Source organism: Dactylosporangium sp. CS-033363 (genome assembly GCF_050942475.1).
GTDB lineage: Bacteria > Actinomycetota > Actinomycetes > Mycobacteriales > Micromonosporaceae > Dactylosporangium.
Genome location: NZ_CP192032.1, coordinates 394,113 through 419,480, shown reverse-complemented (window position 1 = coordinate 419,480; position 25,368 = coordinate 394,113). Strand labels below are relative to the sequence as shown.

At 71.7% G+C, this 25,368-nt stretch carries 22 protein-coding genes and 1 tRNA gene; 13 read left to right on the top strand and 10 right to left on the bottom strand.

What is annotated here, in order from left to right:
• Positions 1-17: 17 nt before the first annotated feature.
• Positions 18-860 (bottom strand): helix-turn-helix transcriptional regulator, encoded by an 843-nt coding sequence (locus ACQPZ4_RS01980; RefSeq protein WP_433055191.1) that lies wholly within the window; start codon positions 858-860, stop codon positions 18-20.
• A gap of 101 nt (positions 861-961) precedes the next feature.
• On the opposite strand from ACQPZ4_RS01980, the gene ACQPZ4_RS01975 reads away from it, so the two are divergent.
• Positions 962-1,951 carry an aldo/keto reductase gene (locus tag ACQPZ4_RS01975; protein WP_433055188.1) on the top strand — a complete coding sequence of 330 codons (990 nt, stop codon included), beginning with the start codon at positions 962-964 and terminating at the stop codon, positions 1,949-1,951.
• On the opposite strand, the gene ACQPZ4_RS01970 is transcribed toward ACQPZ4_RS01975, so the two are convergent.
• Complete coding sequence (locus ACQPZ4_RS01970) at positions 1,909-3,114, bottom strand: MFS transporter (RefSeq protein ID WP_433055185.1); 1,206 nt, start codon at positions 3,112-3,114, stop codon at positions 1,909-1,911. The two genes, ACQPZ4_RS01975 and ACQPZ4_RS01970, sit on opposite strands and share 43 nt — an antisense overlap.
• Positions 3,115-3,273: 159 nt before the next feature.
• On the opposite strand from ACQPZ4_RS01970, the gene ACQPZ4_RS01965 reads away from it, so the two are divergent.
• Genes ACQPZ4_RS01965 through ACQPZ4_RS01955 form a run of 3 tightly spaced genes read left to right on the top strand, consistent with a single transcriptional unit; the run spans position 3,274 to position 6,403 of the window.
• The gene (locus ACQPZ4_RS01965; protein ID WP_433055182.1) at positions 3,274-4,902 is read left to right on the top strand and encodes a glycoside hydrolase family 64 protein; all 1,629 of its coding nucleotides are present in this window, start codon (positions 3,274-3,276) and stop codon (positions 4,900-4,902) included.
• Positions 4,903-4,909: 7 nt separating this feature from the next.
• Positions 4,910-5,356, top strand: a complete 447-nt coding sequence (gene rnhA / locus ACQPZ4_RS01960) for a ribonuclease HI (RefSeq protein WP_433055179.1) — start codon at positions 4,910-4,912, stop codon at positions 5,354-5,356.
• 45 nt (positions 5,357-5,401) lie between these two features.
• Positions 5,402-6,403 carry a hypothetical protein gene (locus ACQPZ4_RS01955; protein WP_433055176.1) on the top strand — a complete coding sequence of 334 codons (1,002 nt, stop codon included), beginning with the start codon at positions 5,402-5,404 and terminating at the stop codon, positions 6,401-6,403.
• Here the strand turns inward: ACQPZ4_RS01955 and ACQPZ4_RS01950 are convergent.
• Positions 6,347-7,495, bottom strand: coding sequence for an aminotransferase class I/II-fold pyridoxal phosphate-dependent enzyme (locus tag ACQPZ4_RS01950; protein ID WP_433055173.1), 1,149 nt, complete (start codon positions 7,493-7,495; stop codon positions 6,347-6,349). The genes ACQPZ4_RS01955 and ACQPZ4_RS01950 overlap by 57 nt on opposite strands.
• Positions 7,492-7,971 (bottom strand): Lrp/AsnC family transcriptional regulator, encoded by a 480-nt coding sequence (locus ACQPZ4_RS01945; RefSeq protein WP_433055170.1) that lies wholly within the window; start codon positions 7,969-7,971, stop codon positions 7,492-7,494. The genes ACQPZ4_RS01950 and ACQPZ4_RS01945 overlap by 4 nt, the downstream gene beginning before the upstream one ends.
• A gap of 63 nt (positions 7,972-8,034) precedes the next feature.
• On the opposite strand from ACQPZ4_RS01945, the gene alr reads away from it, so the two are divergent.
• The gene (gene alr / locus ACQPZ4_RS01940; RefSeq protein ID WP_433055167.1) at positions 8,035-10,524 is read left to right on the top strand and encodes an alanine racemase; all 2,490 of its coding nucleotides are present in this window, start codon (positions 8,035-8,037) and stop codon (positions 10,522-10,524) included.
• A 937-nt stretch (positions 10,525-11,461) separates the two neighbouring features.
• Here alr and ACQPZ4_RS01935 read toward each other — a convergent pair.
• Complete coding sequence (locus tag ACQPZ4_RS01935) at positions 11,462-12,298, bottom strand: PQQ-binding-like beta-propeller repeat protein (RefSeq protein WP_433066163.1); 837 nt, start codon at positions 12,296-12,298, stop codon at positions 11,462-11,464.
• Positions 12,299-12,319: 21 nt separating this feature from the next.
• Positions 12,320-14,719, bottom strand: coding sequence for a hypothetical protein (locus ACQPZ4_RS01930; RefSeq protein WP_433055164.1), 2,400 nt, complete (start codon positions 14,717-14,719; stop codon positions 12,320-12,322).
• A 133-nt stretch (positions 14,720-14,852) separates the two neighbouring features.
• On the opposite strand from ACQPZ4_RS01930, the gene ACQPZ4_RS01925 reads away from it, so the two are divergent.
• From ACQPZ4_RS01925 to ACQPZ4_RS01905, 5 genes are all read left to right on the top strand, one after another.
• Positions 14,853-15,749 carry an LPXTG cell wall anchor domain-containing protein gene (locus tag ACQPZ4_RS01925; protein WP_433055162.1) on the top strand — a complete coding sequence of 299 codons (897 nt, stop codon included), beginning with the start codon at positions 14,853-14,855 and terminating at the stop codon, positions 15,747-15,749.
• Between the two features lie 23 nt (positions 15,750-15,772).
• Positions 15,773-15,845 (top strand) — tRNA-Arg (locus ACQPZ4_RS01920).
• Complete coding sequence (locus tag ACQPZ4_RS01915; protein ID WP_433055159.1) at positions 15,812-16,015, top strand: hypothetical protein; 204 nt, start codon at positions 15,812-15,814, stop codon at positions 16,013-16,015. Before ACQPZ4_RS01920 ends, ACQPZ4_RS01915 begins: the two co-directional genes overlap by 34 nt.
• Before the next feature lie 139 nt (positions 16,016-16,154).
• The gene (locus tag ACQPZ4_RS01910; protein ID WP_433055156.1) at positions 16,155-17,204 is read left to right on the top strand and encodes an ankyrin repeat domain-containing protein; all 1,050 of its coding nucleotides are present in this window, start codon (positions 16,155-16,157) and stop codon (positions 17,202-17,204) included.
• A gap of 12 nt (positions 17,205-17,216) precedes the next feature.
• Positions 17,217-17,708, top strand: coding sequence for a Pycsar system effector family protein (locus tag ACQPZ4_RS01905; RefSeq protein WP_433055153.1), 492 nt, complete (start codon positions 17,217-17,219; stop codon positions 17,706-17,708).
• 47 nt (positions 17,709-17,755) lie between these two features.
• Here ACQPZ4_RS01905 and ACQPZ4_RS01900 read toward each other — a convergent pair whose 3' ends face one another.
• The gene (locus ACQPZ4_RS01900) at positions 17,756-18,877 is read right to left on the bottom strand and encodes a pectate lyase (protein ID WP_433066160.1); all 1,122 of its coding nucleotides are present in this window, start codon (positions 18,875-18,877) and stop codon (positions 17,756-17,758) included.
• Between ACQPZ4_RS01900 and ACQPZ4_RS01895 the strand changes: the two genes are divergently transcribed.
• Positions 18,846-19,046: a hypothetical protein gene (locus ACQPZ4_RS01895; RefSeq protein ID WP_433067158.1), complete on the top strand. Its 201-nt coding sequence runs from the start codon at positions 18,846-18,848 to the stop codon at positions 19,044-19,046. The two genes, ACQPZ4_RS01900 and ACQPZ4_RS01895, sit on opposite strands and share 32 nt — an antisense overlap.
• 172 nt (positions 19,047-19,218) lie before the next feature.
• Here ACQPZ4_RS01895 and ACQPZ4_RS01890 read toward each other — a convergent pair whose 3' ends face one another.
• Together ACQPZ4_RS01890 and ACQPZ4_RS01885 are read right to left on the bottom strand one after the other, a co-directional pair.
• On the bottom strand, positions 19,219-19,680 hold the full coding sequence (locus tag ACQPZ4_RS01890; protein WP_433055150.1) for an excalibur calcium-binding domain-containing protein: 462 nt from the start codon (positions 19,678-19,680) through the stop codon (positions 19,219-19,221).
• A 70-nt stretch (positions 19,681-19,750) separates the two neighbouring features.
• Positions 19,751-22,216, bottom strand: a complete 2,466-nt coding sequence (locus tag ACQPZ4_RS01885; protein WP_433055147.1) for a helix-turn-helix transcriptional regulator — start codon at positions 22,214-22,216, stop codon at positions 19,751-19,753.
• Positions 22,217-22,296: 80 nt separating this feature from the next.
• Here ACQPZ4_RS01885 and ACQPZ4_RS01880 point away from each other — a divergent pair, with 80 nt between their 5' ends.
• Complete coding sequence (locus tag ACQPZ4_RS01880; protein ID WP_433055144.1) at positions 22,297-22,953, top strand: ABC transporter ATP-binding protein; 657 nt, start codon at positions 22,297-22,299, stop codon at positions 22,951-22,953.
• Positions 22,950-25,184, top strand: coding sequence for an FtsX-like permease family protein (locus ACQPZ4_RS01875; RefSeq protein ID WP_433055141.1), 2,235 nt, complete (start codon positions 22,950-22,952; stop codon positions 25,182-25,184). The genes ACQPZ4_RS01880 and ACQPZ4_RS01875 overlap by 4 nt, the downstream gene beginning before the upstream one ends.
• Here the strand turns inward: ACQPZ4_RS01875 and ACQPZ4_RS01870 are convergent.
• Positions 25,168-25,326 (bottom strand): hypothetical protein, encoded by a 159-nt coding sequence (locus ACQPZ4_RS01870; RefSeq protein WP_433055138.1) that lies wholly within the window; start codon positions 25,324-25,326, stop codon positions 25,168-25,170. The genes ACQPZ4_RS01875 and ACQPZ4_RS01870 overlap by 17 nt on opposite strands.
• Positions 25,327-25,368: the final 42 nt, after the last annotated feature.

Here is a 25,368-nt window from a genome sequence, read left to right as displayed (position 1 = left end):
CGCGGGCGATCAAGCCGCTACCCGCGGACGGTGAAGTCCTCGCTGCCGAGCACCATCAGTAGCTGCAGCCGCTCGCGGCTCTCCGCGTCGGCCGGGGTCAGCACCACCATCAGCTGACCCTGGTCCGGCGTGACCAGCGTCTCGCAGTCCATCAGCACTGGCCCGACGCGCGGATGCAGGAACGTCTTGCGGTCCGCGCGCCGCACGGCCACCTCGTGCTCGGCCCACAGCCGCCGGAAGTCGGGGCTGGCCGCCTCCAGCCGCGCGACCAGGTCGGCGACCACGGGATCGTCGGGGCGCCGGCCCGCGGCCGCCCGCAGATCGGCCACCATCTGCCGGGCGTGCTGCTCGACATCGTGGTCGGGCTGGACCTGGCGGGTCCCGGGTTCGGTGAACCAGCGGTACACGAGAAAACGCCGGAGACCCGTGAAGCCCGTGTGGTCGCCGGCCAGCAACGTGGACGCCCGGTTCTGGGCGAGCACCTCGCCGAGGTCGGACAGCACCATGGCCGGGTTGTCGCCGAGCAGGTCGAGCAGCCGGACCAGCCCGGCCCGGGCCAGGCTCGCCGCCCCCACGGCGGTCGGCGGCTGGTGCCCGGCCAGCCGGAACAGGTGGTCGCGCTCGTCCTCGGACAGCCGCAGCGCCCGCGCCAGGGCGGCCAGCAGCTGGGTCGAGGGCTGGCTGCTGCGGCCCTGCTCCAGGCGTACCACGTAGTCGACCGACATGCCGGCCAGCCGGGCCACCTCCTCCCGGCGCAGGCCGGCGGTGCGCCGGCGGGGCCCGTCGGGGATGCCGACGTCGGCCGGGCGGATCGCCTCGCGGCGCCGGCGCAGGAAGTCGGCGAGCTGCTCACGCTGCATGTCCCCATCGTCTCTCCGCCCGCCCCGGCCAGCCAGGGAGCGGCGCTCCCACGATGCGCGCTCCGCTCCCGGCCGATCACGATCGGGTGCACGGTTGACTCATGCAGACACGAAACCTTGGCAGCGCCGCCGTCTCCGCCTTCGGCCTGGGCGGGATGAGCATGTCCGGCGCCTACGGACCGTCCGACCGCGACGAGAGCATCGCGACCATCCACGCCGCGCTGGACGCCGGGATGACGCTCATCGACACCAGCGACCACTACGGCGCCGGCCACAACGAGCTGCTGATCGCCGAGGCGCTGCGCGGCCGGCCCCGGGACAGCTACCAGCTGAGCGTGAAGTTCGGCGTCCTGCTCAGCCCGGACCTGCGGCCCGGCGGCGGGCAGGACAGCCGGCCCGAGGCGCTGCGCAACTTCCTGGCCCACTCCCTGGTGCGGCTCGGCACCGACCACGTCGACATCTACCGGCCGGCCCGGCTCGACCCGGCGGTGCCGATCGAGGAGACGGTCGGGGCGATCAAGGACCTGATCGACGCCGGATACGTCCGCCACCTCGGCCTGTCCGAAGTGAACGCCGAGACGATCCGCCGCGCGCACGCCGTGCACCCGGTGGCCGACCTGCAGATCGAGTACTCCCTGCTGTCGCGGGGCGTCGAGGCCGAGGTGCTGCCCGTCCTGCGGGAGCTCGGGATCGGGATGACCGCCTACGGGGTGCTCGGGCGCGGGCTGATCTCGGGCCACTACGACCCCAACGCCAGCGCCCCGGGCGACTTCCGGGGCCACACACCGCGGTTCTCGCCCGGCAACGTCGAGCACAACCTCTCGCTGGTCGAGGCGCTGCGCCGGGTGGCGGCGGCCAAGGGGTGCACGGTCGCGCAGCTCGCGATCGCCTGGGTCGCCGCCCAGGATCCGTCGATCGTGCCGCTGGTCGGGGCCCGGACCCGGGAACGGCTGTCCGAGGCGCTCGGCGCGGCCGACGTGACGCTGACCGCGGCCGATCTGGCCGAGATCGAGCGCGCGGTTCCGGCCGGTTCCGCGCGCGGCGACCGCTACCCCTCGGCGGCGATGGCCTCCCTGGGCGTGGGCAACTGAGGCCGGTTTCTCAGCGCCCAGTCCACCGTTGAAGGCATGGCCGCGCCGGCCGCGGCGAAGGCGGCCCCGAGCAACAGCCAGCCGGGGTCGCCCCAGCCGACGGCGAGCGTGGTCACCACGAGCGGGGCGAGCATCTGGCCCATTTGCATGCCGATCGCATAGGCGCCCTGGTACTGCCCGTGCTTGTCGGCCGGCGACAGGCCGAACGAGATCCCCCAGCCCGACGCCGAGTGCCAGAGCTCGGCGACGACGTGGGTCAGGGCGCCCGCGATCAGCAGTGCGATCGTGACCCAGGCGTGGGCGTGGCCGGACAGGGCGTACAGGCCGCACGCGACCAGCAGGGTCAGCCCCGCCCGCCGGGCTGCCCGCGCCGCGCCGGTCGGCTCCTCGGTGCCGCGGGCGGCGCGGACCTGTAGAAGTACGACCGCGGTGGTGTTGGTCAGGTAGGCCACCGCGATGAGCCAGGTCGGCGCGTCCGTGCGGTGCGCGATCCACAGCGGCAGGCCGACCTCGAACAGCCCGAAGTGCACGGACAGCAGCCCGTCGAGCAGGACGAACGCCAGGAACGGCCGATCGCGCAGCGCGACCATGCGCGGTTCGCCCGGCTCGTGGGCGTGCCGCGGGATCCGCTCGAGGCGGGTGGCCAGGGCGGCGGCGATCAGGTACGTCAGCGCGTCGGCCAGGATGAGCGCCGCGTACGCCCACCGGGTGTCCACCGCGAGCACCACGCCGGCCAGCGCGGAGCCGATCGCGATCCCGACGTTGGTGACCGAGCGCAGGTACGCGCGGGTGCGCACGCGGTCCTCCGGGGGCACCGCGCCGCCGATGACCGCTCCCTTCGCGGCGCGCTGCGCGGCGTCGGCGATCGCGAGGGGGAGACCGATCAGGAGGTACACCCACATGTTCGGCACGAACACGAACATGGCGGTGCCGATCGCCTGCGCGATCAGTCCGGCGACGTAGACCTCGCGGGCGCCGAGGCGGTCGGCGGCGTACCCCATCGGCGCGCTGGCGATCATGCAGACCAGGCCGGTGGCGGTCAGCGCGAGGCCGGTCTCGGTGATCGACAGGCCGGCGTACCGGGTGAGGTACAGCGGACTCGCCACCATCCACAGGCCCGTGCCGGCGGTGTTGATGAGCGAGATGAGCGCGAGCAGCCGCATGTGGGTCACCTTAGCAAGACGTACGTACGGTTTGCTAGACCCGTCAATCTCAACGCGCCCTTAAGAGATCGTTGGGTCTTGTTGGTCTCGGTTGACATCTGTTGCCGCTGCTCCTGATGCTGAGAGCGCTCTCACGAATCGATGCTTAGGAGTTTCACCGTGCGACTGAGGACGAAGCTGCTCGGGGCCGCGGCCGTGATCGCCGCCGCGATACCCGTGGCGATCGCCGCCCTCCCCTCGGCGCAGGCGGCCGGCCCGTCGCTGCTGCCGTTCACCGTCACCAACACCACGGGCCGCGGCGACGCGGTGTACCTGTACGTGCTCGGCACGAACCTCAGCACCGGCCGGCTCGGGTACGTCTCCGCCAACGGGACGTTCACCCAGTGGTCCGCCGGCACCAACCCGCCCATGCCGGCCCCGGACGTCGCGATCCCCGGCCCGGCCAACGGCGGCAGCAAGACCATCCAGCTGCCGAAGAACCTCTCCGGCCGGGTGTACATGTCGCTGGGCGAGAAGCTCAAGTTCTTCCTCACCCCCGACGGCCTGGTCCAGCCGGCGCCGTGGGCCGCGGGCGACCCGAACCACGACATCCTGTTCGACTGGAGCGAGTTCACCTACAACGACGCCGGCCTGTGGCTGAACAGCTCGCAGGTGGACATGTTCGCGGTGCCGCACGCGGTCAGCGTGACCGGCTCGAACGGCGTCACGTCGACCACCGGCGCGCTCAAGGCCAACGGGCGGCAGAACGTGATCGACGGCCTCAAGGCCCAGGCCGGCTGGGGCAACACGGTCGTGACCCGCGCCGACGGTACCGTCCTGCGCGTGCTCAGCCCCGGCAAGGCCGCCGACGCCGGGCTGTTCAGCGCGAACTACCTCGACCCGTACATCGCGAACGCCTGGAACGCCTACACCACCAAGACGCTCACGGTCGTGCCGTTCACGGACCAGCCGAACGTGAAGTACTTCGGGCGCACCAACGGCACCGTGATGACCTTCACGAACGGCTCCGGCCAGCAGGTCGCCACGTTCAACCGGCCCACCACCGCCAACGTGTGGGGCTGCGACGGGGCCCTCGGCGCGCCGAACGACCAGGTCGTCGGCCCGATCGCCCGGACGCTGTGCGCCGCCCTGCACCGCAGCACGCTGGGGACGATCGACACGCAGCCGGGCGGTACCGCGGCCGACTTCTACAAGAGCGCGCTGACCAACCACTACTCGCGGATCGTGCACGAGAACATGGCCGACGGGAAGGCCTACGGGTTCGCGTTCGACGACGTGCAGAACCAGGAGTCGCTGGTGCACGACGGCGACCCGCGCTCGGCCGGGATCACGCTCAGCCCGTTCACTGGCGGGGGCGGCTCGGTTCCTCCCACCGGCGGTGGCACCACGGCTCCGCCGTCGTCGAACGGCAAGTCGATCGCCAGCAACTGGAACGGCAAGTGCATCGACGTCCCGAACTGGAACTTCAGCGACGGCCAGTTCCTGATCGTGTGGAACTGCACGGGCGGAACCAACCAGAAGTGGACGTTCGTCGACGGCACGCTGCGCACCGAGAACAACAAGTGCATGGACGTGGCGTGGGGTTCCAGCGCCAACGGGACGGTGATCCAGGTCGCCACCTGCTCGGGCAACCCGGCCCAGCAGTTCGTCCTGTCCGCGGCCGGCGATCTGGTCAACCCGCAGGCGAACAAGTGCGTCGACATCAAGGACTGGAACCCGAACAACGACGCGCGGCTGCAGCTGTGGGACTGTGCCGGTACCGCGAACCAGAAGTGGCACACGGTCTAATACCTGTGTGACCCACGTCGAGATCTACACGGACGGCGCCTGCAGCGGAAACCCGGGACCGGGGGGCTGGGGCGCCGTCCTGCGGTACGGCACGGTGGAGAAGGAGCTGTGCGGCGGCGAGGCGACGGCGACCACCAACAACCGCATGGAGCTGACCGCGCCGATCCGCGCCCTGGAGAGCCTGACCCGCCCGGTGCAGGTGCAGCTGTACACGGACAGCTCGTACGTGCGCAACGGCATCACCGCCTGGGTGCCGAAGTGGAAGCGCAACGGCTGGCTGACCGCCGCGAAGCAGCCGGTCAAGAACGTGGATCTGTGGCAGGAGCTGGACGCGCTGGTCGCCCGCTACGAGGTCGAGTGGCACTGGGTCAAGGGCCACGCCGGCCACCCGGAGAACGAGCGGGCCGACCGCCTGGCCGCCAAGGGCCTGCGATTGGCCACGGGCAGACCATGACATTTGTGATGGGCTCTTTGTTGTGGCGCGTGTTGATCTATGTACATGATTCGTCGCAACGCCCTGCCGCTGGGCCTGTTCTTCCTGGCGCCGCTGGTCGGTGAGTTCCTGCTCGGCAACACCCCCATCGTGCTGTTGCCGGCCATCGTCGTGTTCGCACCGCTGTACGGCGGCGGCGCCCTGCTCATCCGCGAGCTGGTCCGGCGCCGGGGCCTGGGCTGGACGAACATCCTCATCCTGGCCGTGGCCTACGGCGTGCTGGAGGAGGGCTTCACCACCCAGTCGCTGTTCAACCCGAACTACGCGGACGAGCACCTGCTGGCTCCCGGGTACATCCCGGCGCTGGGCATCGGCGTCCCGTGGACCCTGTTCGTGGTGGGCATCCACGTGTTCTGGAGCATCTGCGCCCCGATCCTGCTCATGGAGGGCTTCGCCGGCGAGCGCCGCACCACCCCCTGGCTGGGCCGCCGCGGCCTGATCGTGACGGCGATCCTGTTCGTGCTCGGCCTGGTCGCCTCGACCGCGATCAGCCAGTCGATGTACCCGTACACCGCCTCGGCCGCCCAGTTCACGGTCACCGGCGTGATCGTGGTGGTGCTGATCGCCGTGGGCCTTCTGGTCCGTTTCAAGGGTTTTGCGACGAATTCTCAAGCCCCTGGGCCTTGGATCGTGTTCGTGATGACCCTGCTGACCGCGGCCGCCTTCATGCTCATGACCACGATCAACTCCCTGCCGGTCTGGGCGGGCGTGACCCTCGCGGCGGCGGGCATCGTGGTGTTCTTCGCGCTGACCGCCCTCTGGTCGGCCCGCGAGGGCTGGGGCGACGCGCACCGGCTGGCGATCGGCTCCGGCGCGCTGCTGACGTACGTCTGGCACTCGTTCGTCAAGCACCCGTCGAGCCTCGCCGACTGGATCGTGGTCCTGGCCGGCGCCGTCATCTTCGGCGCGGCCGCGATCTGGCTGATCTGGTTCGCCTGGCGCCGCCTTCGGCTACAGCGAACCGACGAAGCGGCCGATGCGCAGGACGGCCTCCTCCAGCAGGGGTAGGGCGGTGGCGTAGCTGCAGCGGATGTGGCCCTCGCCCGACGGCCCGAAGACGCTGCCCGGGACGACGGCCACCCGCTCGGCCTCCAGCAGGCGCTCGGCGAAGGTCTCCGAGTCCAGGCCGGTCGCGCGGATGGACGGGAAGGCGTAGAACGCGCCCTGCGGCTCCAGGCAGGTCAGGCCCGCCCCGTTCAGGCCCTTCACGAACAGGCGGCGCCGCCGGTCGTAGTCGGCGACCATCTCGGCCACCTGCGGCTCGCCCGAGCGCAGGCCCTCCAGGGCGGCGGCCTGGGAGACGTGCGGGGCGCACAGCATCGTGTACTGGTGGATGCGCCCCGCCAGCTCCAGCACGGGAGCCGGGGCGCAGATGTAGCCGACCCGCCAGCCGGTCATCGCGTGGGCCTTGGAGAAGCCGCCGAGGACCACGGTGCGCTCCCGGGCGCCGGGCAGCGAGGCGACGCAGGTGTGCGGGGCGTCGTAGCTGAGCCGCTCGTAGATCTCATCGGAGACGAGATAGAGATCGTGGCGTACCGCCAAATCCGCCAAAGCCGCCAGCACCGCCCGCGGCTGGATCGCGCCGGTCGGGTTCGACGGCGAGGAGACCAGGATGGCCTTCGTGCGCGGGGTGATCGCCCGCTCGACCTCGTCGATCAGGATCTCGAACGACGGCGAGGAGGGCACGTAGACGGGCGTGCCGCCGGCGAAGGTCACGCACGGGCCGTAGGCCACGTAGCACGGCTCCGGGATGATCACCTCGTCGCCGGTGTCGAGCAGCGTGCGCATCACCAGGTCGAGGCCCTGCGACACCCCGGAGGTGATCAGGCACTCGGAGTCGGCGTCGAAGCGGACGGAGTACCGGCGCGAGAGGTCGCCGACGATGGCCTGGCGCAGCTCCAGGAGCCCGGCATTCGAGGTGTACGTCGTGTACCCCTGCTCCAGCGCGTAGATCCCGGCCTCGCGGACGTGCCACGGGGTGACGTAGTCCGGCTCGCCGACGCCCAGCGAGATGACGTTGTCCATGGTGGCCGCGATGTCGAAGAAACGCCTGATGCCCGAGGGCGGGATCGCGGCGACGACCGGGTTGAGCGGCTTCACGGCGTGACCGGCAGGCGGCGGTCGGGCGGGGTGGTCGCGTACAGCTCGTCGTCGTCCTTGTACGTCTTCATCACGAAGTGCGTGGCGGTGGCCGTCACCCGCTCGATCGTGGAGAGCTTCTGGGCCACGAAGTCGGCGATGTCGTGCATGCTGCGGCCGGTCACCACGCAGCGCAGGTCCTGGGCGCCGGAGACGAGGTACACCGAGCGCACCTCCGGGAAGCGGGAGATCCGCAGCGCCACGTCGTCGAAGCCGAGGCCGCGGGCGGGCATCACGGCGACGTCGATGAAGGCGGTGATGAACTGCTCGCCGCTGATCTCGCGCAGCATGTCGGCGTCGATGACGGCCTTGTACCGCCGGATCACGCCCTGCTGCTCCCAGGCGCTGATCTGCGTCCGGACGCGCTCGACGTCGATTCCGGTGAGGTCCGAGATGCGTTCCGGTGTCGCGTGAGCGTCCTTCCGGAGGATCTCCATGATCTCCAACACCGGGCAATCTTACTGTCCGTGGAGCAGCTCACTCCAGCTACTATTCGGCGAATGGACCCAGTCCCGCTCGCCGAGGTGGCGTCGATCGTCGGCGGAACGGTGCACTTCCGGGCCGAAACGCCCGAAGAACGCCTGGTCGGCAGCGTCGCCATCCACTCGGACCGGCTGCAGGCCGACAGCCTCTTCTTCGCACTTCAGGGTGTCACGGACGGTCACCGGTTCGTGGCGCGGGCCCTCGGCAACGGGGCGATCGCCGCGGTCGTGGACGAGCGCCGGCTGGACGAGTTCCCGGGTCAGGCCGTGATCGGGGTCAAGGACCCGCTGGCCGCGCTGCAGGAGATGGCGGTCTGGTGGCGGGCCAAGCTCACCTCGACCACGTTCGTCGCGGTCGTGGGCAGCAACGGCAAGACGCTCACCAAGGACGCGCTGGTCGGGCTGCTGGCCGGGCACCGGGTGACCTACGGCAGCCCGGGCAGCTACAACAGCCAGCTCGGGGTCGCGCTGTCCGTGCTGCAGTGCCCGGCCGACGTGCCGGTCGCGGTCATCGAGGCGGCCGCGACCGAGCCCGGCGAGATGGCCCGCCTGGCCCGGATGGTCGACCCCGCCGCCGTCGTGTTCACCAACCTCGGCTCCCGCAGCGGGCAGAGCTTCGGCAGCCGCGAGGAGCACGCGCGTGAGCTGTTGAGCATGGCCGCCGCACTGCCCGACGACGGGTGGCTTCTGATGGGCGAAGACGACGCGGGTGTACTGGCTGAGGCCCGCCGCCTCGTGCCCGAACACAAGATCAAGACGGCGTCCCTGCCCCGGCTGGTCCGGCAGCGCCACGTCGAGCGCTCCTCGCTGGTCCGGGCCGTGCTCCCGGACGGCACGGAGGAGGACCTGCTGGTCGCCACCCCGTCCCCCGAGGTGCTCAAGGACCTCGAGCTGGCCATGGGCGCGGCCACCCTGCTCGGCATGCGCGGCGCCGACCTGCTCGCGGCGGCCGCCGACTACACGCCGCCGTCGACCCGGATGCAGATGTGGCGGCGCCCCGACGGCGCGACCGTCGTCGGCGAGCTGGCCAACACCGACCCGCTGGCCCTGAGCAGCGCCCTGCGCACCGCCCGCTCCCTGATGGGTGCCCAGGGCCGCACCCTGATGATCATCGGCGATCCGCTGGCCGGGCTCACCGCCGACGAGGCCGAGGCGATGGCCCGCTGCCTGCGCGCCGAGAACGTCCGGCTGGTCTGCGGCCTGGCCGACGACGCCCACGGCCTGATCGAGGCCGCGCTGGCCGGCAGCGACGTGCCCGTGCACCGCTTCCCGGACGAGGACCGGATGCGGGCGTTCGTGGCGACCGAGCTGCGGCCGGACGACGTGGCGCTGGTGCACGTACCGCGGGACACCATGGTCACCGACTCCTGGATGCACCTGGTGGAGACCGCGGCCGCGACCCGGCTGTATGTCGACCTCGCGGCCGTGCGGGACAACGTGGCCGCGTTCCGCAAGCTGGTCGGGCCGCACACCAAGCTCATGGGCGTGGTCAAGGCCGACGCGTACGGTACGAACCCCGTGACGGTCGCGCACACCCTGCGCGAGGCGGGCGTCGACTGGCTAGGCGTGGCGACGTCGGACGAGGGCGTGGCGCTGCGGCGGGCCGGGGTACAGATGCCGATCCTGGTGTTTCTGGCGGTTCCGGGCGACCTCGACCGGCTGGTGCGGCATCGGCTGACCCCGTCGCTGTACTCCATGGAGATGTACGACGCCGCCGTGCGCGCGGCCGCCGGCAGTGGCCGCCGGCTGGACGTGCACGTCGAGGTCGACTCGGGGATGCACCGCAGCGGCCTGTACCCCGAGGCGGCCATCGAGCTGCTGGGCAAGCTCCGCGGGCACGAGCACCTGCGGCTGGCCGGGCTGATGAGCCACCTCGGCTGCCCGGACGACCCGGACGAGGACGACCTCACGCGCGAGCAGCTCAAACGGTTCGGCTCGGTGTGCTCGGCGGCCGCGGAGATGGGCTTCGAGGATGTCGTACGGCACACCGCCGCCACCGCCGCCACGATCCGCTTCCCCGAGGCGCGCTACGACATGGTCCGCATCGGCCTGGGCCTCTACGGTCTGCAGCCCTCGACCGCCACGAGCAGCCTGGTCACCCTGACCCCGGGCGTGGGCCTGGTCTCCCGCATCGTGGAGATCCACGACATGGCCCCCGGCGAGCGCGTCGGCTACGGCGGCCTGTTCCGCGCCCAGTCCCCGGACACCCGCATCGCCCTGATCGCCGCGGGCTACTACGACGCCGTCCCGCGCGCCTTCCGCAAGGTCGGCTACGTGCTGGTGAACGGCCGCCGCTGCGAGATCGCCGGCACCATCTCGATGGACTCGATGGCGATCGACATCACCGGCCACCCCGACGCCGAGGTGGGGTCCGACGTGCTGATTTTCGGGCAGTACGCCGGCTTCTCAGTGCCCGTCGAGGAGGCCGCCGCCGCGATGGAGACGGTCTCCCACGAACTGCTCACCCAGGTCGGCCCGCGCGTCCAGCGCATCTTCACCCAGCACTGAGCTGTATCTCCCAGGAGCGGCGGGGGAGCTCCGCTCCACCCACACCCCCTCAAGATCTTCGCGTGGTCCGACGGACAGCGGCCCGTCACCCGGGCACCGGCGCCACCGCGTGCCGGTCGGGCGGCGGTGCGTCGACGGCACCGCGTGCTGGTCGAGTGGCGGCGCATCGACGGCACCCGGTGGCCGGCGGGTCGCTCGACCGGCCACCGCTGGCCGTCGGGCCGCGGGCGCCGTGCTGGGTCTGCGGCCGATCACCGGCGCGAACGACTCCACCGCGCCGACGACTACACGCGACCCGGCGCGACCCGGCGCGACCCGGCGCGACCCGGCGCGACCCGGCGCGACCCGGCGCGACCCGGCGCGACCCGGCGCGACCCGGCGCGACCCGGCGCGACCCGGCGCGACCCGGCGCGACCCGGCGCGACCCGGCGCGACCCGGCGCGACCCGGCGCGACCCGGCGCGACCCGGCGCGACCCGGCGCGACCCGGCGCGACCCGGCGCGACCCGGCGCGACCGGCGCGACCCGGCGCGACCCGGCGCGACCCGGCGCGACCCGCGCGACCCGGCGCGACCCGGCGCGACCCGGCGCGACCCGGCGCGACCCGGCGCGACCCGGCGCGACCCGGCGCGACCCGGCGCGACCCGGCGCGACCCGGCGCGACCCGGCGCGACCCGGCGCGACCTGGCGCGACCCGGCGCGACCCGGCGCGACCCGGCGCGACCCGGCGCGACCCGGCGCGACCCGGCGCGACCCGGCGCGACCCGGCGCGACCCGGCGCGACCCGGCGCGACCCGGCGCGACCCGGCGCGACCCGGCGGTGGGCTTCCACGCCGCCGATGCGCTCACTGCACCGTGGGCAGGTTGGCCCGCACCGTCGGCGGGCTCCGACGGCCGCGGGCCGGCGCGAGGCATGGACCGGCGCGAGGGGCACCGCCTCAGAACAGCGTGGCTTCGCCTGGCGGGTCGGTGAGTTCCCAGAGGTGCAGGGTCGGGCCGGCGGTCAGCCAGCGGCCGGGGGTTGGTGACGTGCGTGGGGTGCCCGTCGGCACCGGGTAGGTCAGGCGGCCCACCGGGCGCAGGGTGCGGGTGGCCAGGAGCAGGTCGTTCAGCAGGACGTAGTCGTTCGAGACGAGTGCGCAGCCGTCGATTGGTTCTCCCTCGTCGAAGGTGTGCTTGGCCAGGGTTGCTCCGGTGTTCGCGTCGTGCCAGCTCACCTCCGTGTCGTCCTCGTAGCCGACGGACAGGTACCGGTCGCCGGCGGTTCCTGCCACGTAAGCCCCGCCCAACTCTCTGAGCGTGATGCCATCCTCCACCAAGCCCGGTGTCACTGGGGTGTCATCGAACCGGCTCAATATTGGGCCGGTCATCATCGGTTGGGAGACCGTGGTTCGGGCCAGTTCGCGGCCGGTCAGAGCGTCCAGGGCGACCAGCACGTCGCCGCGTGTCAGCCACAGCAGGCCGTCGGGCGCGCGGCCGCCAACCGCGCCGGCCGGTGCCAGGCGGGCCTCCTCGGCGCCCTCGTCCAGGCGCCAGAGCAGCTCGCCCGACGGGGAGAGGGCCAGGACCTCCGCGCGGGCGATCAGCACGAGCCGGCGGCCGTCGAAGTCGGCTTCGCGCAGGCCGTCGATGTCCGGCAGCGGGATGTGGGCCGTCGGCTCGAGCAGGGGCGAGAGTACGGAAACGGCGGCCGGCTCCAGGATGAGCCAGCCGCCGTCGAGGCAGTCGCGCACCGGTCCCGCGACCGTGGCCGATGCGAGCAGGCGGGGAACCATCACCCCCGCGACTGTAGAGGGTTACGAGTGGTTGGCCAGGTCCAGCAGGCGCTCCAGGATCTGGCGGGGCGGAACCGGGGGCTCCTCGGCCAGGCCCTGGTGGTAGAAGACGGTGGCCGGGGTGAGGCCGGGCAGCGAGTTGGCCTCGATGATGATGACCTCGCCGGTCTTGCGGTGCATGAAGGCGTCGATGCGGCCGTAGCCCGCCATGCCCAGCACGTTGGCCACCCGCGAGATGCGCGCCCGCACGGCGTCGACCGCGCCCGGCTCGACCCGGCCCAGCGGCGGGCCGGGCGGCGGGGTGATGTTGATGCCGGTACCGCCCATGAACTTCTCTTCGAGGCTCAGGATGCCGGCGCTGGCCACGGTGATCGAGGGGTTCATCGCCACCATCGCGCCCTTGGGGCCGATGACGCCGACGGTCACCTCGATCCAGCCGGTGTCCCGCTCGCGGCCCCAGAGCAGCTCCGCCTTGCCCGAATGATCCTCGACCCGCACGTCGTCGGTGTCGATGTAGTCCTCGAAGAGCAGGTGCTCGGGGCGGCTCGTCGGCATCTCGACCAGCTGCTCGGGGTTGAGCAGCGAGAAGCCCGCGCCCTTGATGCGGTGCGCGTCGGCGTTGATGAGTTCGAGGTACCGCTGCAGGTCCGAAGCATTGCCGAGCGGCACGATGCCGGCCGAGCAGCCGTCGTCCAGCGGCTTGACCACCACGCGGGTGTCGGTCACCTCGGTGATGATGTCGTGCCACAGCGACTCGATGCCGGGCTCGTCGAACGTCGCGGGCACGTCGACCCGCACGCGGCGGGCGGTGTGGATGCCCTCGCCCTCCAGCGTCGCCACGACCAGGCCGGTCTGATACTTGTCGGCGCAGAGGCGGGAGGCGTCCGGGCCGCTGCCGTTGTACCGGATGTTGTGCGCATCCAACAGCTCCTGCAGCGTCCCGTTCTCCCCCGCGCCGCCGTGCAGGGCGATGAAGACCAGGTCGTGCCGGTCGAGGAACTCCTCCATGGTCAGCTGCACCGGCGGGGCCACCGACGTGCTGCGCGCCTCGTCCGGCAGCGCGAGCCGCTCGATGATCTGCGCGGCGAGCCGGCTGCGGCGCTCCTCGAGGCGCTGGCCGTCGCGGCAGGCGTAGACGATCTCCTCGACCGAGTGCCGCAGGGCCGACGAGTAGGAGACCTGCCAGACCGAACCGTCGGGCGACAGGAGGTACGGGATCGGCGCGTATTTCTGCGAACGGGCCAGCTTCAGCCACACGTTGGTGCCGCTGAGCACCGACACCTGGCGCTCGGCCGTGGCGCCGCCGAAGAGCACGGCCACCGGCTGCCCGGTCTGGATCGTGGTGTCGTAAGGCGCCTCGAACGGCAGCCCGTTGCGCCGGGCCGCGGCCCGCAGCACCTCGCGCAGGATGTCGGCGTGGGTCATGCCGAGCTGGCTGGCCTGCACGAACAGGAAGCTGTTCTGCTCCATGCCGCTGATCACGTTGACGTCGGAGACGAGGATCGAGCCGTCCTCCTCCAGCCAGGCGTCGATGCGGGCGAAGTCGCGCAGCCCCAGCGTGGTGAACGCGTGCTCGGCGATGCCCTGGATGCGGGCGATCGTCTCGTCGTCCCGCGGCGGCGGGCAGTGGTAGTGCGAGTCGTTGCTGGCCAGGTACTTGCGGCGGTAGTCGAAGATCTCGTCCTCGCTGGCCTGGTTCTGCAGCTCGATCTCGATCGGGATGAGCGCGACCGGCCCGTCCGGCCCCTCGATCACGATGGTGGTGACCTCGTGCCCGTGCATGCGGGGCTGGATCACGATCCGGTCGTGCCGCTGGCGCAGGGTACGCAGGATGTCGATGGCGGCGGCGCGGTCGCGGGCCACGAACACGTCGATGCTGGAGCCGCCGGTGGCGGGCTTGAGCACCAGCTTGGCCACGTCCGGGAAGGCCTCGTTCACGACCCGCTCGGCCTCGGCGTCGGACATCGCCGCGTCCACCAGCACCGAGGGCACGGCGCCGATGCCGTGGGAGTCGAGGGCCTGCTTGGCGTTGTACTTGTCGAAGGCGGTCGCGCACGCCTGCGCGCCGGTGCCGACGAAGGGCACCCCGGCCTTCTCCAGCAGCGCCTGGACCTGCCCGTCCTCGCCGAACGCGCCGTGCATGACGGGGAACACCAGCCCGGCCGTGCGCAGGCGGGCGATCAGCTCGTCCTCGCTCAGCGGCCGCCCCTCGTGGGCGAGCTTGAAGTCGAAGTCCGACGGGGTGTTGCAGTAGAGCAGCCCGCGCGGGATGGAGTACGGCCGCAGCTGCCGGTCGAAGAAGATGATCTCGGTGAGGTCGACCACCGCGCCCTCGAGGTGGTCCGCTACGGAGCGTGCGGAGTTGAGCGAGATTCCGCGCTCCTCGGACGGGCCACCCAGCAGCAGCGCAACGTCGACCATCAGTTCCTCTTCAACAATGGGTCACATTTCGAACGGGCCTTACCCTACACCGGGCGCGTGTGAGCCACTGTCGTCAAACGGAAGAGCTCCACGGGGCAGCGGAGCACGGGACGAGTCGATACGGTGCCTTCCCATGCGTGCACTCGCCGCCGCCTTCGCCGGCGCGGTCATCTCCCTCATCCCCGCTACTGCCGCCCTCGCGGCCGACCCCAAACCGGACATCTCGGTCGACCAGCAGGTCGACAAGGCCTCCTACGCCGAGGGCGACATCGTCGTCATCACCGTCTCGGTCACGAACAAGGGCAAGGCCGACGCCAAGCACGTGCACTACACGGGCGGCGACGGTGAGGGCATCACCGGCATCGACTACGGCGTCGTCTCCACCGGCTTCGATCTGGCCGTCGGAGAGATCAAGAAGTTCCAGCTCACCGGCAAGGTCACCCACGACGCCTGGGTGGCCGGACGCGGCTTCGTCGGGTTCGACCTCTTCGCCGACAACGGCGACGCCAACGGCGAGGACAACACGGTTCGCGCGAGGTTCAACGTGCCGGGCGCGTTCGGCACCGTGAACGGCTTCGTCTACGAGGGGGCGACCCCGGACACCGAGTACGACCCCGCCAAGGGCATCGCCGGCGTCAAGGCCACGGTGACGAGCGTCGACGGCAGGACGACCTACGGTTCGTCGACCACGGACGCCAAGGGCGCGTTCAAGGTCGCGCACGTTCCGGCCGGAGAGGCCCTGGTCAAGTTCGAGGCGCCGGCCGGCTGGAAGATCATGGCGGGCGAGGGCGGCCAGAGCGACACCACCCACGTCGAGCTGCGCGGCGACGAGAACACCAACATGTCGGTCCGTGCCGTCCGGGTGGCGGTGCCGAGCGCATCGGCCAGCCCCTCCCCCACGGCCGGCCCGGCCCTCCCGGTCACCGGCTCGAACACGCCGCTCATCGTCGGGGCCGGGCTCGCGGCCGTCGTCGTCGGGGCCGCGCTGGTCCTGATCGCCCGTCGGCGCCGGGTCCACCTGCAGGCTTAGAGTCGCTCTATGCTCTTGCGCGGCAGGCCGTAGTGCAGAGGTCGTCACGCCACCTTGCGAAGTTGGAGGACGCCGGTTCGATTCCGGCCGGCCTGCCCTTCCTGGATCGTGAGCTGCCGCTCTGGCGCAAGATCCGGGCCGAGATGCCGTCGCCCGCGCTCGTCGCGGCGGCGGCCTCGGCCCGGGCGTCCGGCGACTGGCGGGCCGCCGCGAGCCTGCTGCCGGTGACGATCGACATCGACCTCGCCGCCGCGCCCTTCGCTTGAGGACGACCTGCGCCACCTGGCCCTCGATCGGCTGTGGTGGCAACTCCCCCGGCACCGCGGCGGCCGCGCCACCCTGCAGGCCCAGGTCACCGCGGTCCTCGCCCCGCTTTCCGGCGCCGCGACCGCTCCTCTTCTCTGCGTGCGGCTGCCGAAATCGCCGACCGGGCCACAACGCGTCCACCTGCACGTGGCGACCTTGGCCGAATTGCAGCACACGCGTTGGTATTACGCGCCGCGGTACACCTGGGACGACCGTGTTGCCGCACCATCGCCTTCCCCGGAGATCTTGGCGCTGCTGGCGGCGGGCGACTACCGCGAGGCCTGGCTCCGGTGCGGCATCACGCTCGACTTTGACGACCTGAGCTGCCTGCAGTCGCCTTCCGTGTCCCCGACGAGCCCTCTTGGCGTCGCCGAGTTGGCGGCGGAGGCGGCGGCCGCGTTCGGGGTGGATCAGGTGGCGACGCTGTTCGGGGCCTATCTGACGATCGACGTGCCCTCGATGACGGCGTCGGCTGCCGATCCGGGCAACTACCTCGAGGTCCCCGTTCGGATTCCCACCTCGTCGGTACGGCCTGAGCTCCCCCTGCCTCCTCCTTGTGAGCAGCGGTCCCCGGGCTTTCGCGTGCGCTGCCACGGGCAGTGGCACCGGCTCGGCATCGTGGGCGGGCGGCTCACCCTGCACGATCACGATGAACTCGAGCAGCGGCGGGAGGCGGCGTTGCGCGCGCTCGGCGGGGACAGTCCCGGCTGCTTCGGGGTCGAGCAGGCCTGGTTGCAGGGTGGCGGGCGGTTGCCGCGGGAGCTGCACGAGTACCGGCGAAGGCTCATGCATCGGCTGCAGTTCGGCGACACCGAGCATTTGCTGCGCGGGTTGCGCGACGGGACGATCGACCCTCGGATGCGTGCGAACAACGGGTGGTCGCTGCTGCACATGGCGGTCTGGCTCGACCATGCGCGGGTCGTGCCGGCGCTGCTCGAAGCGGGCGTGCCAGTGGACGGGGCGGACAGAATCGGCCGCACACCGCTGTACGAGGCGGTCATGCAGGGCGGCGACATCGCGTTCATTCGCGCGCTGCTGGCGGCGGGCGCGAACCCGCGGGCCGAGACGGTGCATGGGGCGACACCTCGGCACGCCGCGCGCTACTACCACGATGGGCGGGATTTGGCCTTCCTGGCCGACATCCCCTAAAAATCGGGGATCATGGCCGTCGATGCGTTGCAGGCTGGGCATATGAACGTCGAATTCGCCTGGCGCGTGCACGCCGCCCTCGAGTCCTGGACCACCCGCGCCGATGTGAAGGCGTCGATCCTGCTCGCGGTCGAGGGCGGGGCGGCCGTCTACGTCGTCGGTTCCCCGGACGATCACCGCACCTGGCCGGCGGCGGTGATCCTGATCCTGCTGCTGGCCGCGATGGCCACCACGGCGTCGGTGGTGCTGCCGATCCTGGGCCCGCGCCGGATGCACCAGGCCGAGTTCGCGCGCCATTCGGTGTACTTCGGCCACCTTCGCCACTGGCGCCCGGTCGAGCTGACTGCGCATCTGGACACGCTCACCCCGGCCGACGAGCTCGCGATGCTCGCCTCGCAACTGGTGCGCATGAGCAGGCTCAACTGGCGCAAGCACCGGCTGTTGCAGGTTTCGGTACTGCTGCTGACCGCGGCGGTCGCCGGAATGGCGCTCACGCTGCTCTGACCCGCGCGGCGCGGCGGGCAGCTCGCACTGCCCGCCGCGGTCACGGACTACTTGTAGGTGATGTCGCTGGACTTGAAGTTGCAGTGCCCGTCGCCCATGCCGTCGCCGAGGTACTTCGGCTCCGAACCCTTGGCCACGCCCTGGTACTCGGCGCAGATGTGGATGCCGGACGAGCTCTGCACGACCACCCGGGACAGCGTGGCGGTGTCGCCCCAGTTGGTGTTGATGCCGACCACGTACTTGGCCTTGTTGAGCAGCACGTTGTCGACGGTCACGCTGCGCTGGTAGTGGTTGGTGCAGTTGCCGCAGCCGCGGTACAGCTTGCCGATGTCGCTGGCGTAGAAGCCGCTGATGTGCACGGTGCCGTTGCCGTTGTGCTGGAACACCTTGTCGCTGGCGGAGCGGGCCCCGCCGCCGATGACGTACGAGTCGCCGCCGCCGGTGCCCAGGAACGTCGCGGCGTCCTCGCCCACGTCCTCCCACCACACGTTCTGGATCGTGCAGCGGCCCAGGCAGTGCACGCCGTCGCCGGCCGGGGAGCCGATGATGACGTTCTTCAACGTCGCCCCGTCGGCCAGCTCGAACACCGGGTCCTGGCTCTCGCTCTGGCCGCCGTCACCGATGCAGCAGTACCGCTTCATGCCCCCGTCGAGCGTGCCGCTCACCTTGATCGTCGATCCCACCGACGCCGAGCCGCTGGCGGACGGCCAGGATCCGGTGGGGGTACTGCCGCCACCGCCGCCGCCGGTGGTGGGGGTGGTGCTCCCCAGTTTGACCAACTGCCACTGCTGGTTGGCGCCGTCGAGGTTCTGGTACCCGTCGAGCTTGGCCCCGTCGGCGGTGGACCACTCCCACGTCTCGATGACCTTGTTGCTGTGCCGGTTGACGAACCGCACATAGCCGCCGGACGAGTCCTGCAGCCGGAAGTGCTGCGTCGTCGAGCCGCTGTCGGCGTTCTGCACGAGCTGGAGCCCGTCGGTGGCGTTCGGCAGATCGAGGACCTTGCCGCTCATCACCGACTTAATCTTGTAGTACCCGGAGCCGGCGTCGACGAACTTCCACTGCTGCACGGCAAGGTCGTTGCGCGACCACTGGTTGACCGGCGCCCCGTCGTTCGTCGCCCAGTTGTAGACGTCGATGACCTTGCCGCTGTTCCGGTTGACGAACACGTACGTGGCGCCGGTGTCGACGGTGGCGGCGGACGCCGAGTTGGTGGCGACCAGCGTCACCCCCGCGACCGCCGCGATCCCGGACGCGGCCGCGAGCGCGATCCGCACCCGACGCCGCGTGGACCTGGATTGCATCTGCTCCTCCATTCAGGGGAAAGCGCTTTCCTGAACGGGACGCTAGGACGTTTCCGAAATCGGCGTCAACCACCTGCAACAACCCTGCAACCCGCCCACGGAATGTTCCGTCACATCGGCGATCGTCACTGTAAATTACACAATCCGGCCGCCGGCGCACACTTATTGCGCCGTACGCCGACGGCTCGCGAAGGTCCGTCCGATGGCTACGTCTCGCAGGCCACGCCGTCACCGTCGCGGTCGAGGGCTTTTCGATAGCCGGGTTCGCCAACGTACAGCGGGGCGGCGCCGGCCTGCCTCGCCTCGGTGCAGTTCTTGTAGTACACATCGTTGTCCTCGGTCGGTGGCGGCGGCGCGGCCTTGGTCGTCTTCGGAGCGGGCGGCGGCGGTGGGGGCGCCGCGGCCGTGGTGGTGACGACGACGGCGGGCGGCGTGGTGACAACGGCCTGGGTCGCGGCGGTGGTGGTGGCGGGCAGCGCGGTGGCCGTGGGGGTCACGGCCACCGGAACGACCGGCTGCTGCTCGTGCTGCGGCGTCTCCTGGTTCTTGTCCTTCGGCACCAAGTAGGCGATGCACGAGCAGAGCACACAGAGCCCGGCGAGCCCACCGCCAATGCCGATGAGCAGCGGCCTTCGGCTCTTCGCGGGTTGTGCAAAGTGGGTGGCCATACGGCGGAACGTACGGAATGCGAACCCGGTATGCGATCAACGAACGGCCGACCGGCATCGTCCTGACGGCTCAGCTGAGGTCGAGCCGGGCCAGCTGGGTGCGGGTGGTGACGCCGAGCTTCGGAAACGCCCGGTACAGGTGGTAGCTCACCGTCTTCGGACTGATGAACAGCATCGCGGCGATCTCGCGATTGGTCTTCCCGGCCGCGGCAAGCCGGGCAATCTGCAACTCCTGCGGCGACAGCGTGTCGTGTTCCGGGGCCGGCGACGTGGCCTCCCCGGCGGCGCGAAGCTCAGCCCGCGCCCGGTCGGCCCAGGGCGCGGCGCCGAGGCGATCGAAGAGCTCCGCGGCGGTGCGGAGGTGGAGGCGGGAGTCGTTCTTGCGGCGCTCCCGGCGCAGCCGTTCGCCGACGATCAGATGCGTGCGGGCCGCTTCCCACGGGAAGTCTGCGGAGGGTGTCTCCGTCTTCTCCGTGAGCATCGCCCGGCAGCGGACCAGGGCAGCGCCGGCCCAATCGGTGTCGCACGTCGTGGCCCACGACTCGAATCGGGCGTACGCGGTCTCGGCTCGGTCGCGCCGGCCCGCTTTGATCGCCGCCTCGATCTGGTCGGGGGCGGAGTAGATGGCCTGCATCTGGCGCCTGGATGGGCCCGACTCGAAGCGGTCGGAGGCTTCGGTCGCGCGCCCTCGCCCCAGGTCGAGGAGCGCGAGGGCCCACGCGGACCAGGCCGGGTCAGCGGTGGCGGCCAGGCGGGTGCACTCGGCGTCCTCACCGCGCGCCGCTGCGATCCAGGCGAGGATGCCCTCGAACTGTTGCGTCGGCCCGCCGAGGTCGGTGGCGAGCTGGAGCCCCTCGGCGGCGGTGGTGACGGCGTCGCGGAACCGGCCCAGGTGCAGTTCGGCGGCGGCGAGCGTGGCGAGCGCTCTCGGGAGGCGACCGGCGGCGCCCTCCTCCCGCGCACGGGCCACTTCGGACGCGGCGATCGCGCGGGCAGCGGTGAAGTCGCCGATGAGGCCCGCGACGAAGGCGGCCTCGATGTCCTCGGCCGCTGCTACGAGCTCGGCCATCGCCTGCATGCCCTCGCGGGATGGAGTTTCGCCGTCGATGGTGGCCAGCGCCGCGTCGAGCCCGGTCGCGGAGCGCAGCCCTCGTTCGTGCAGGAGCCCGGAGACTTCGGTCAGCCGCGCGCGGTCGCCCCGCTGCCAGGCGTTGCGGGCCGCGTCGAACAGCATCGGACCCGCCACCGATCGCGGGGCGCCACGGGCTCCGCTGATCAGCAACTCGTGGGCCGTGGAGGCGTCCGGGGCCAGCTTGGCGCGCAATCGAATGGCCTCGGATTGCGGCAGTCGGTCCAGCAGGGTGCGGGCCTGGTCGGGGCGGCCGGCTACGTCTGCGGCCTCGGCGGCGGCGACCAAACGGACGATTCGCTTGGGTTCGTCGGCGGTCAGGTCGGCGGCGCGCTGGAGGGCCGCCGCCGTGGCCGCGTACCCGGTGCGACCGCGCGCTCGCTCGGCCGCCTGCTCCAGGGCTACGGCCGCCTCCTCGTCCGGGCCCGTTGCCGCGGCGGCCAGGTGCCAGGCTCGGCGGTCCGGGTCGTCGACCACTGCGGCCAGCGAACGGTGGGCGGCGAGGCGGCGGTCGAACGTCGCGTGCCGGTACGCGGCCGCGCGCAGCAGCGGATGGGTGAACACGACGCGGCCGTCCAGCACCTCGACCAGACCCGCGCGTTCGGCCTGTGACAGCGCGCTCAGATCCGCGCCCGCGCGCAGCAACGTGGACAGGTCGGCACGATCGTCGGTTGCGGCCAGCAACAGGGCGTCCGGCGGCAGGGTGTCCAGGCGCGCGGCGAAGGAGTCCTGGATGCGTGCGGGCAGGGGTACCGGTCGGTCGTCCGGGAACGCGCGGGGCAGTTCGAGCAGCGCCAAGGGGTTTCCGGCGGCGGCGGTGACGACTCGTGCGCGTACCGGCGAAGGGAGATCGGCGACGAGGTGCGCGGCGGCCTCCGGGCTCAACGGCGGGACCCGGTGCGCGGGGAGTCCGGCGAACTCGCGGGCTGCGAAGACCATGGCGATCGACTCGGCCTGCAGGCGGCGGGCCACGAAGCGCAGGCACGCGGCCGAGGCGTCGTCCAGCCAATGGGCGTCGTCGATGAAGCAGGCGACCGGGCTCGCCTCGGCCAGCAGGGACAGGACGGCCGCGCCGACGAGCAGGACGTCGCCGGGGGCGGGCGGGCCAAGGCCGAGAGCCGCGCGCAGGGCCGCTGACTGCGCTTCGACCAGCGCGTCCGCTCGGCCCAGGACGGGGAGGAGGAGCTGGTGGAGGGCCGCGTACGGTACCTCCGCCTCGGTCTCCACCCCCGCGCACCGCAGCACCGTGAAGCCCGACGCCGCCGCGGCGGCCTGGGTCAGCAGGGCGGTCTTGCCGATGCCGGGGTCGCCGAGCAGCACGAGAGCGGCGCTCTCCCCCGCGCGGGCGCGGCTGAGCACGCGCGCGAGCTGCGCCTGTTCCGCCTCCCGCCCCCACAGCACGGCCACCGACCCTACCTGCCCCTAGGTGCGCGACCGGTCATGTGTCCGGTACCGACTCGGGCCGTCCGATTTCTAACTTTCTGGGCATGGCAGCAGTAGTGGAATTGCAACACCTCATCAGGCGGTACCAAAACGGCGTAACGGCCCTCGACGGAGTGTCAGTGGCGTTCGAGCGCGGCACGTTCACGGCCGTCATGGGGCCGTCCGGGTCGGGGAAGTCGACGCTGCTGCAGTGCGCGGCGGGGCTGGACCGGCCGACGAGCGGGCGCGTCGTGGTCGACGGGCAGGACCTGACGGGGCTCGGCGAGCGGGGGCTGACCCTGCTGCGCCGGCGCAGTATCGGGTTCGTGTTCCAGGGGTTCAACCTGCTCCCGGCCCTCACCGCGCGGCAGAACGTCGGCCTGCCGCTGCGCCTGGCCGGCAAGCGCGCGGACGCGGCGAACGTCGAGGCCGGCCTGGCCGCGGTCGGGCTCGGCGAGCGCGGCGGGCACCGCCCGCACGAGCTGTCCGGCGGCCAGCAGCAGCGCGTCGCGATCGCGCGGGCGCTGGTCACGGCGCCCGCGGTACTGTTCGCCGACGAGCCCACCGGCGCCCTCGACTCGGCGAGCGGCCGCGACGTCCTGCAACTCCTGCGCGGCCTCGTCGACGAGCGCGGCCAGACGATCGTGATGGTCACGCACGACCAGGTCGCCGCCTCGTACGCCGACCGCATCGTCACCCTCACCGACGGGCGGCTCGCATGATCGCCATCGCCCTGGCCACGCTGCGGCTGCGCTGGGTCTCGTTCGTGGGCACGTTCGTCGCGCTCGCGCTCGGCTCGGCCCTCATGGCCGCCCTGGGCCTGGTCCTGGACACGACCGTCACCGCTCCAAACCAACCCCCGCAACGGTACTCCGCAGCGCCCGTCATCGTCGCCCCCACCCAAACGCTCACCGTGCGCGGGGCGAGTGCTCCATTGGCGGAGCCACGCGGCGTACCGGCCGACGTGGTCACCGCGCTCCCGGACGCGATCGTGGATCGAGTCTTCCCCGCGCACTACCTCCGCGACGGCGTCGGCCGCCCGTGGTCCGCTCTGGCACTGGCGGGCCAGAAGCTCCACAGTGGACGAGCACCGGCCACAGTGGACGAGATCGCGGTGAGCGACGGCCGCCTCGGCGACGTCGTACCGGTGGTGACGGCGGACGGGATCAAGCAGTACCCCATCGTGGGGATCGTTGATAAAGGCCCGCAGCCCGCCGTCTTCTTCACCGACGCCCAGGCCGCCGCCCTGTCGCCCCGCGTCGACGCGCTCGCCCTGACCCGCCCGGCCGCCGAGGTACGCCAGGTCGTCGGCGACCGCGCGCTCGTCCTCACCGGCCAGGACCGCGCCCGGCTCGACGCGAACCGTGCCCCCGACGCGCGGGCGCGCAACAACGCCGCGACGATCGTCGGCATCGCCCTCGGCTTCGCCGCGTTCGTGGCCATCTTCGTCGTCGCGTCCACGTTCGCGTTCGCCGTGGCCCAGCGCCGGTCGGAGTTCGCCCTGCTCCGCGCCACCGGGGCGACGCCGGGTCAGGTGCGCCGCATGGTATACGCCGAAGCCCTCCTGGTCGCGCTGGTCGCTTCTGCCGCCGGCGTCCTCGCGGGCCCCACGCTCGGCCGCTTCCTGCTGCCGTTCGCCGCACCCGCCTGGATCACCACGCCGAGCGGTGCGGAGTGGCCACAGTGGACAGCATTCGGTACCGGCGCGGCGGTTGCACTTTTGGGCGTTTCGACAGCGGCCTGGCGAGCGAGTCGCGTCCGCCCGGGCGAGGCGATGCGCGAGTCGGCCGTCGAGTCGCGCATCATGCCGGCGACCCGCTGGGTGCTCGGCTTCGGCGTCCTGGCGTTCGCCCTGGTCACGATGACGATCACCGCGATCGACAACCCGGCGGGGGCGACGAACCGCAAAACGTACATGCCGATCGTGATGCTTTTGGTCGCGGCGTGCGGCCTGCTGGCACCCGCGTTGATTCGGCCCCTAACGGCTCCGCTGGCCCGCCTGCGCAGCGCCACGGGCCAGGTCGCCGCCGCGTCCGCGCGCGCCTCGGCCCGCCGCACGGCCGCGATCGCCGCTCCGGTCCTGGTCACGCTTGGCCTGGCCGCGTCGCTGCTGACCGCGTCCGCGCTGACCGACGCCGCGAAGTCCACGATGGACAAACCGCCGATCGCCTCGCCGGCCACGGTGGTCCCGACGGGCGCGGCGGGCCTGGATCGCGAGCTGCAACGCGCACTGCCGGACGCGCAGTTCTCGACGCCGACGAGCGTGTACACATTGGAGAGTGCGACCGTCCTCATCAGACGCGAGGCCGCGGCGGTCACGTGGGTCCCGGACGACGCCATCATGGTGACGCCGGACCTGGAGCTGCCGCTCGGCTCGCTCGCTCACGTTTGGTTGGCGGACGGTTCTCCGGTTTCGCTGCGTGTGATCGGGTTGTTGCCAATGGGCGCCCCGGCGGACGTCCTGGTCGGCGCGGGCCACGCGTTCTCCGCCCTGCCCACGGTCGCTTACGTCTCAGCCATCGCCAAGATCCCGCCCGGCCACAACGCGCGCTTCGGCTCGACTTCGACCCCGTCGAACGACGCGAGCAGGACCGGCCTGTTGGTGGTGCTCGCAATCATCCTCGGGTACACGACGCTGAGCCTGGTCAACACCCTGCTGATGGCCGCCCCGGACCGCGCTCCTGAACGCCGCTCCCTGCATCTGTTGGGCGCGCTGAGGACACAGATCCACCGCATCGCGATCACGGAGGTGTTGATCGCCGTAGCGGTCGGGACGGTCCTGGCGGCGGGGTGCACGGTGGTGGCGGTGGGCGGCCTGTGGCTGACCTTGCTACGGGTCACCGGCCCGCTGGAGATCACCGTCCCCTGGGCCTTGCTAGGAGTCCTGACCGCGGGCACCACGGCCCTGGCCGCCCTGACCGTACGGTGCAGCCTGCTCAGTCCTCGTCGTTGAGCGGGTACTCGCGCCGGCGGTGGCGGCGGACTGGGGCCTCGGCGGCCTGCTCGAGGCGTTTGAAGTCGGGCATCGGGACAACGTCGTCCCGATCCTGCTGCTTACCTGCGGTCTCATCGCGCCGCGTCACGTCGCGCTCCATGACGCCCTCCTCAACGGAGCCGGTCTGTAATCGTATCAGTAC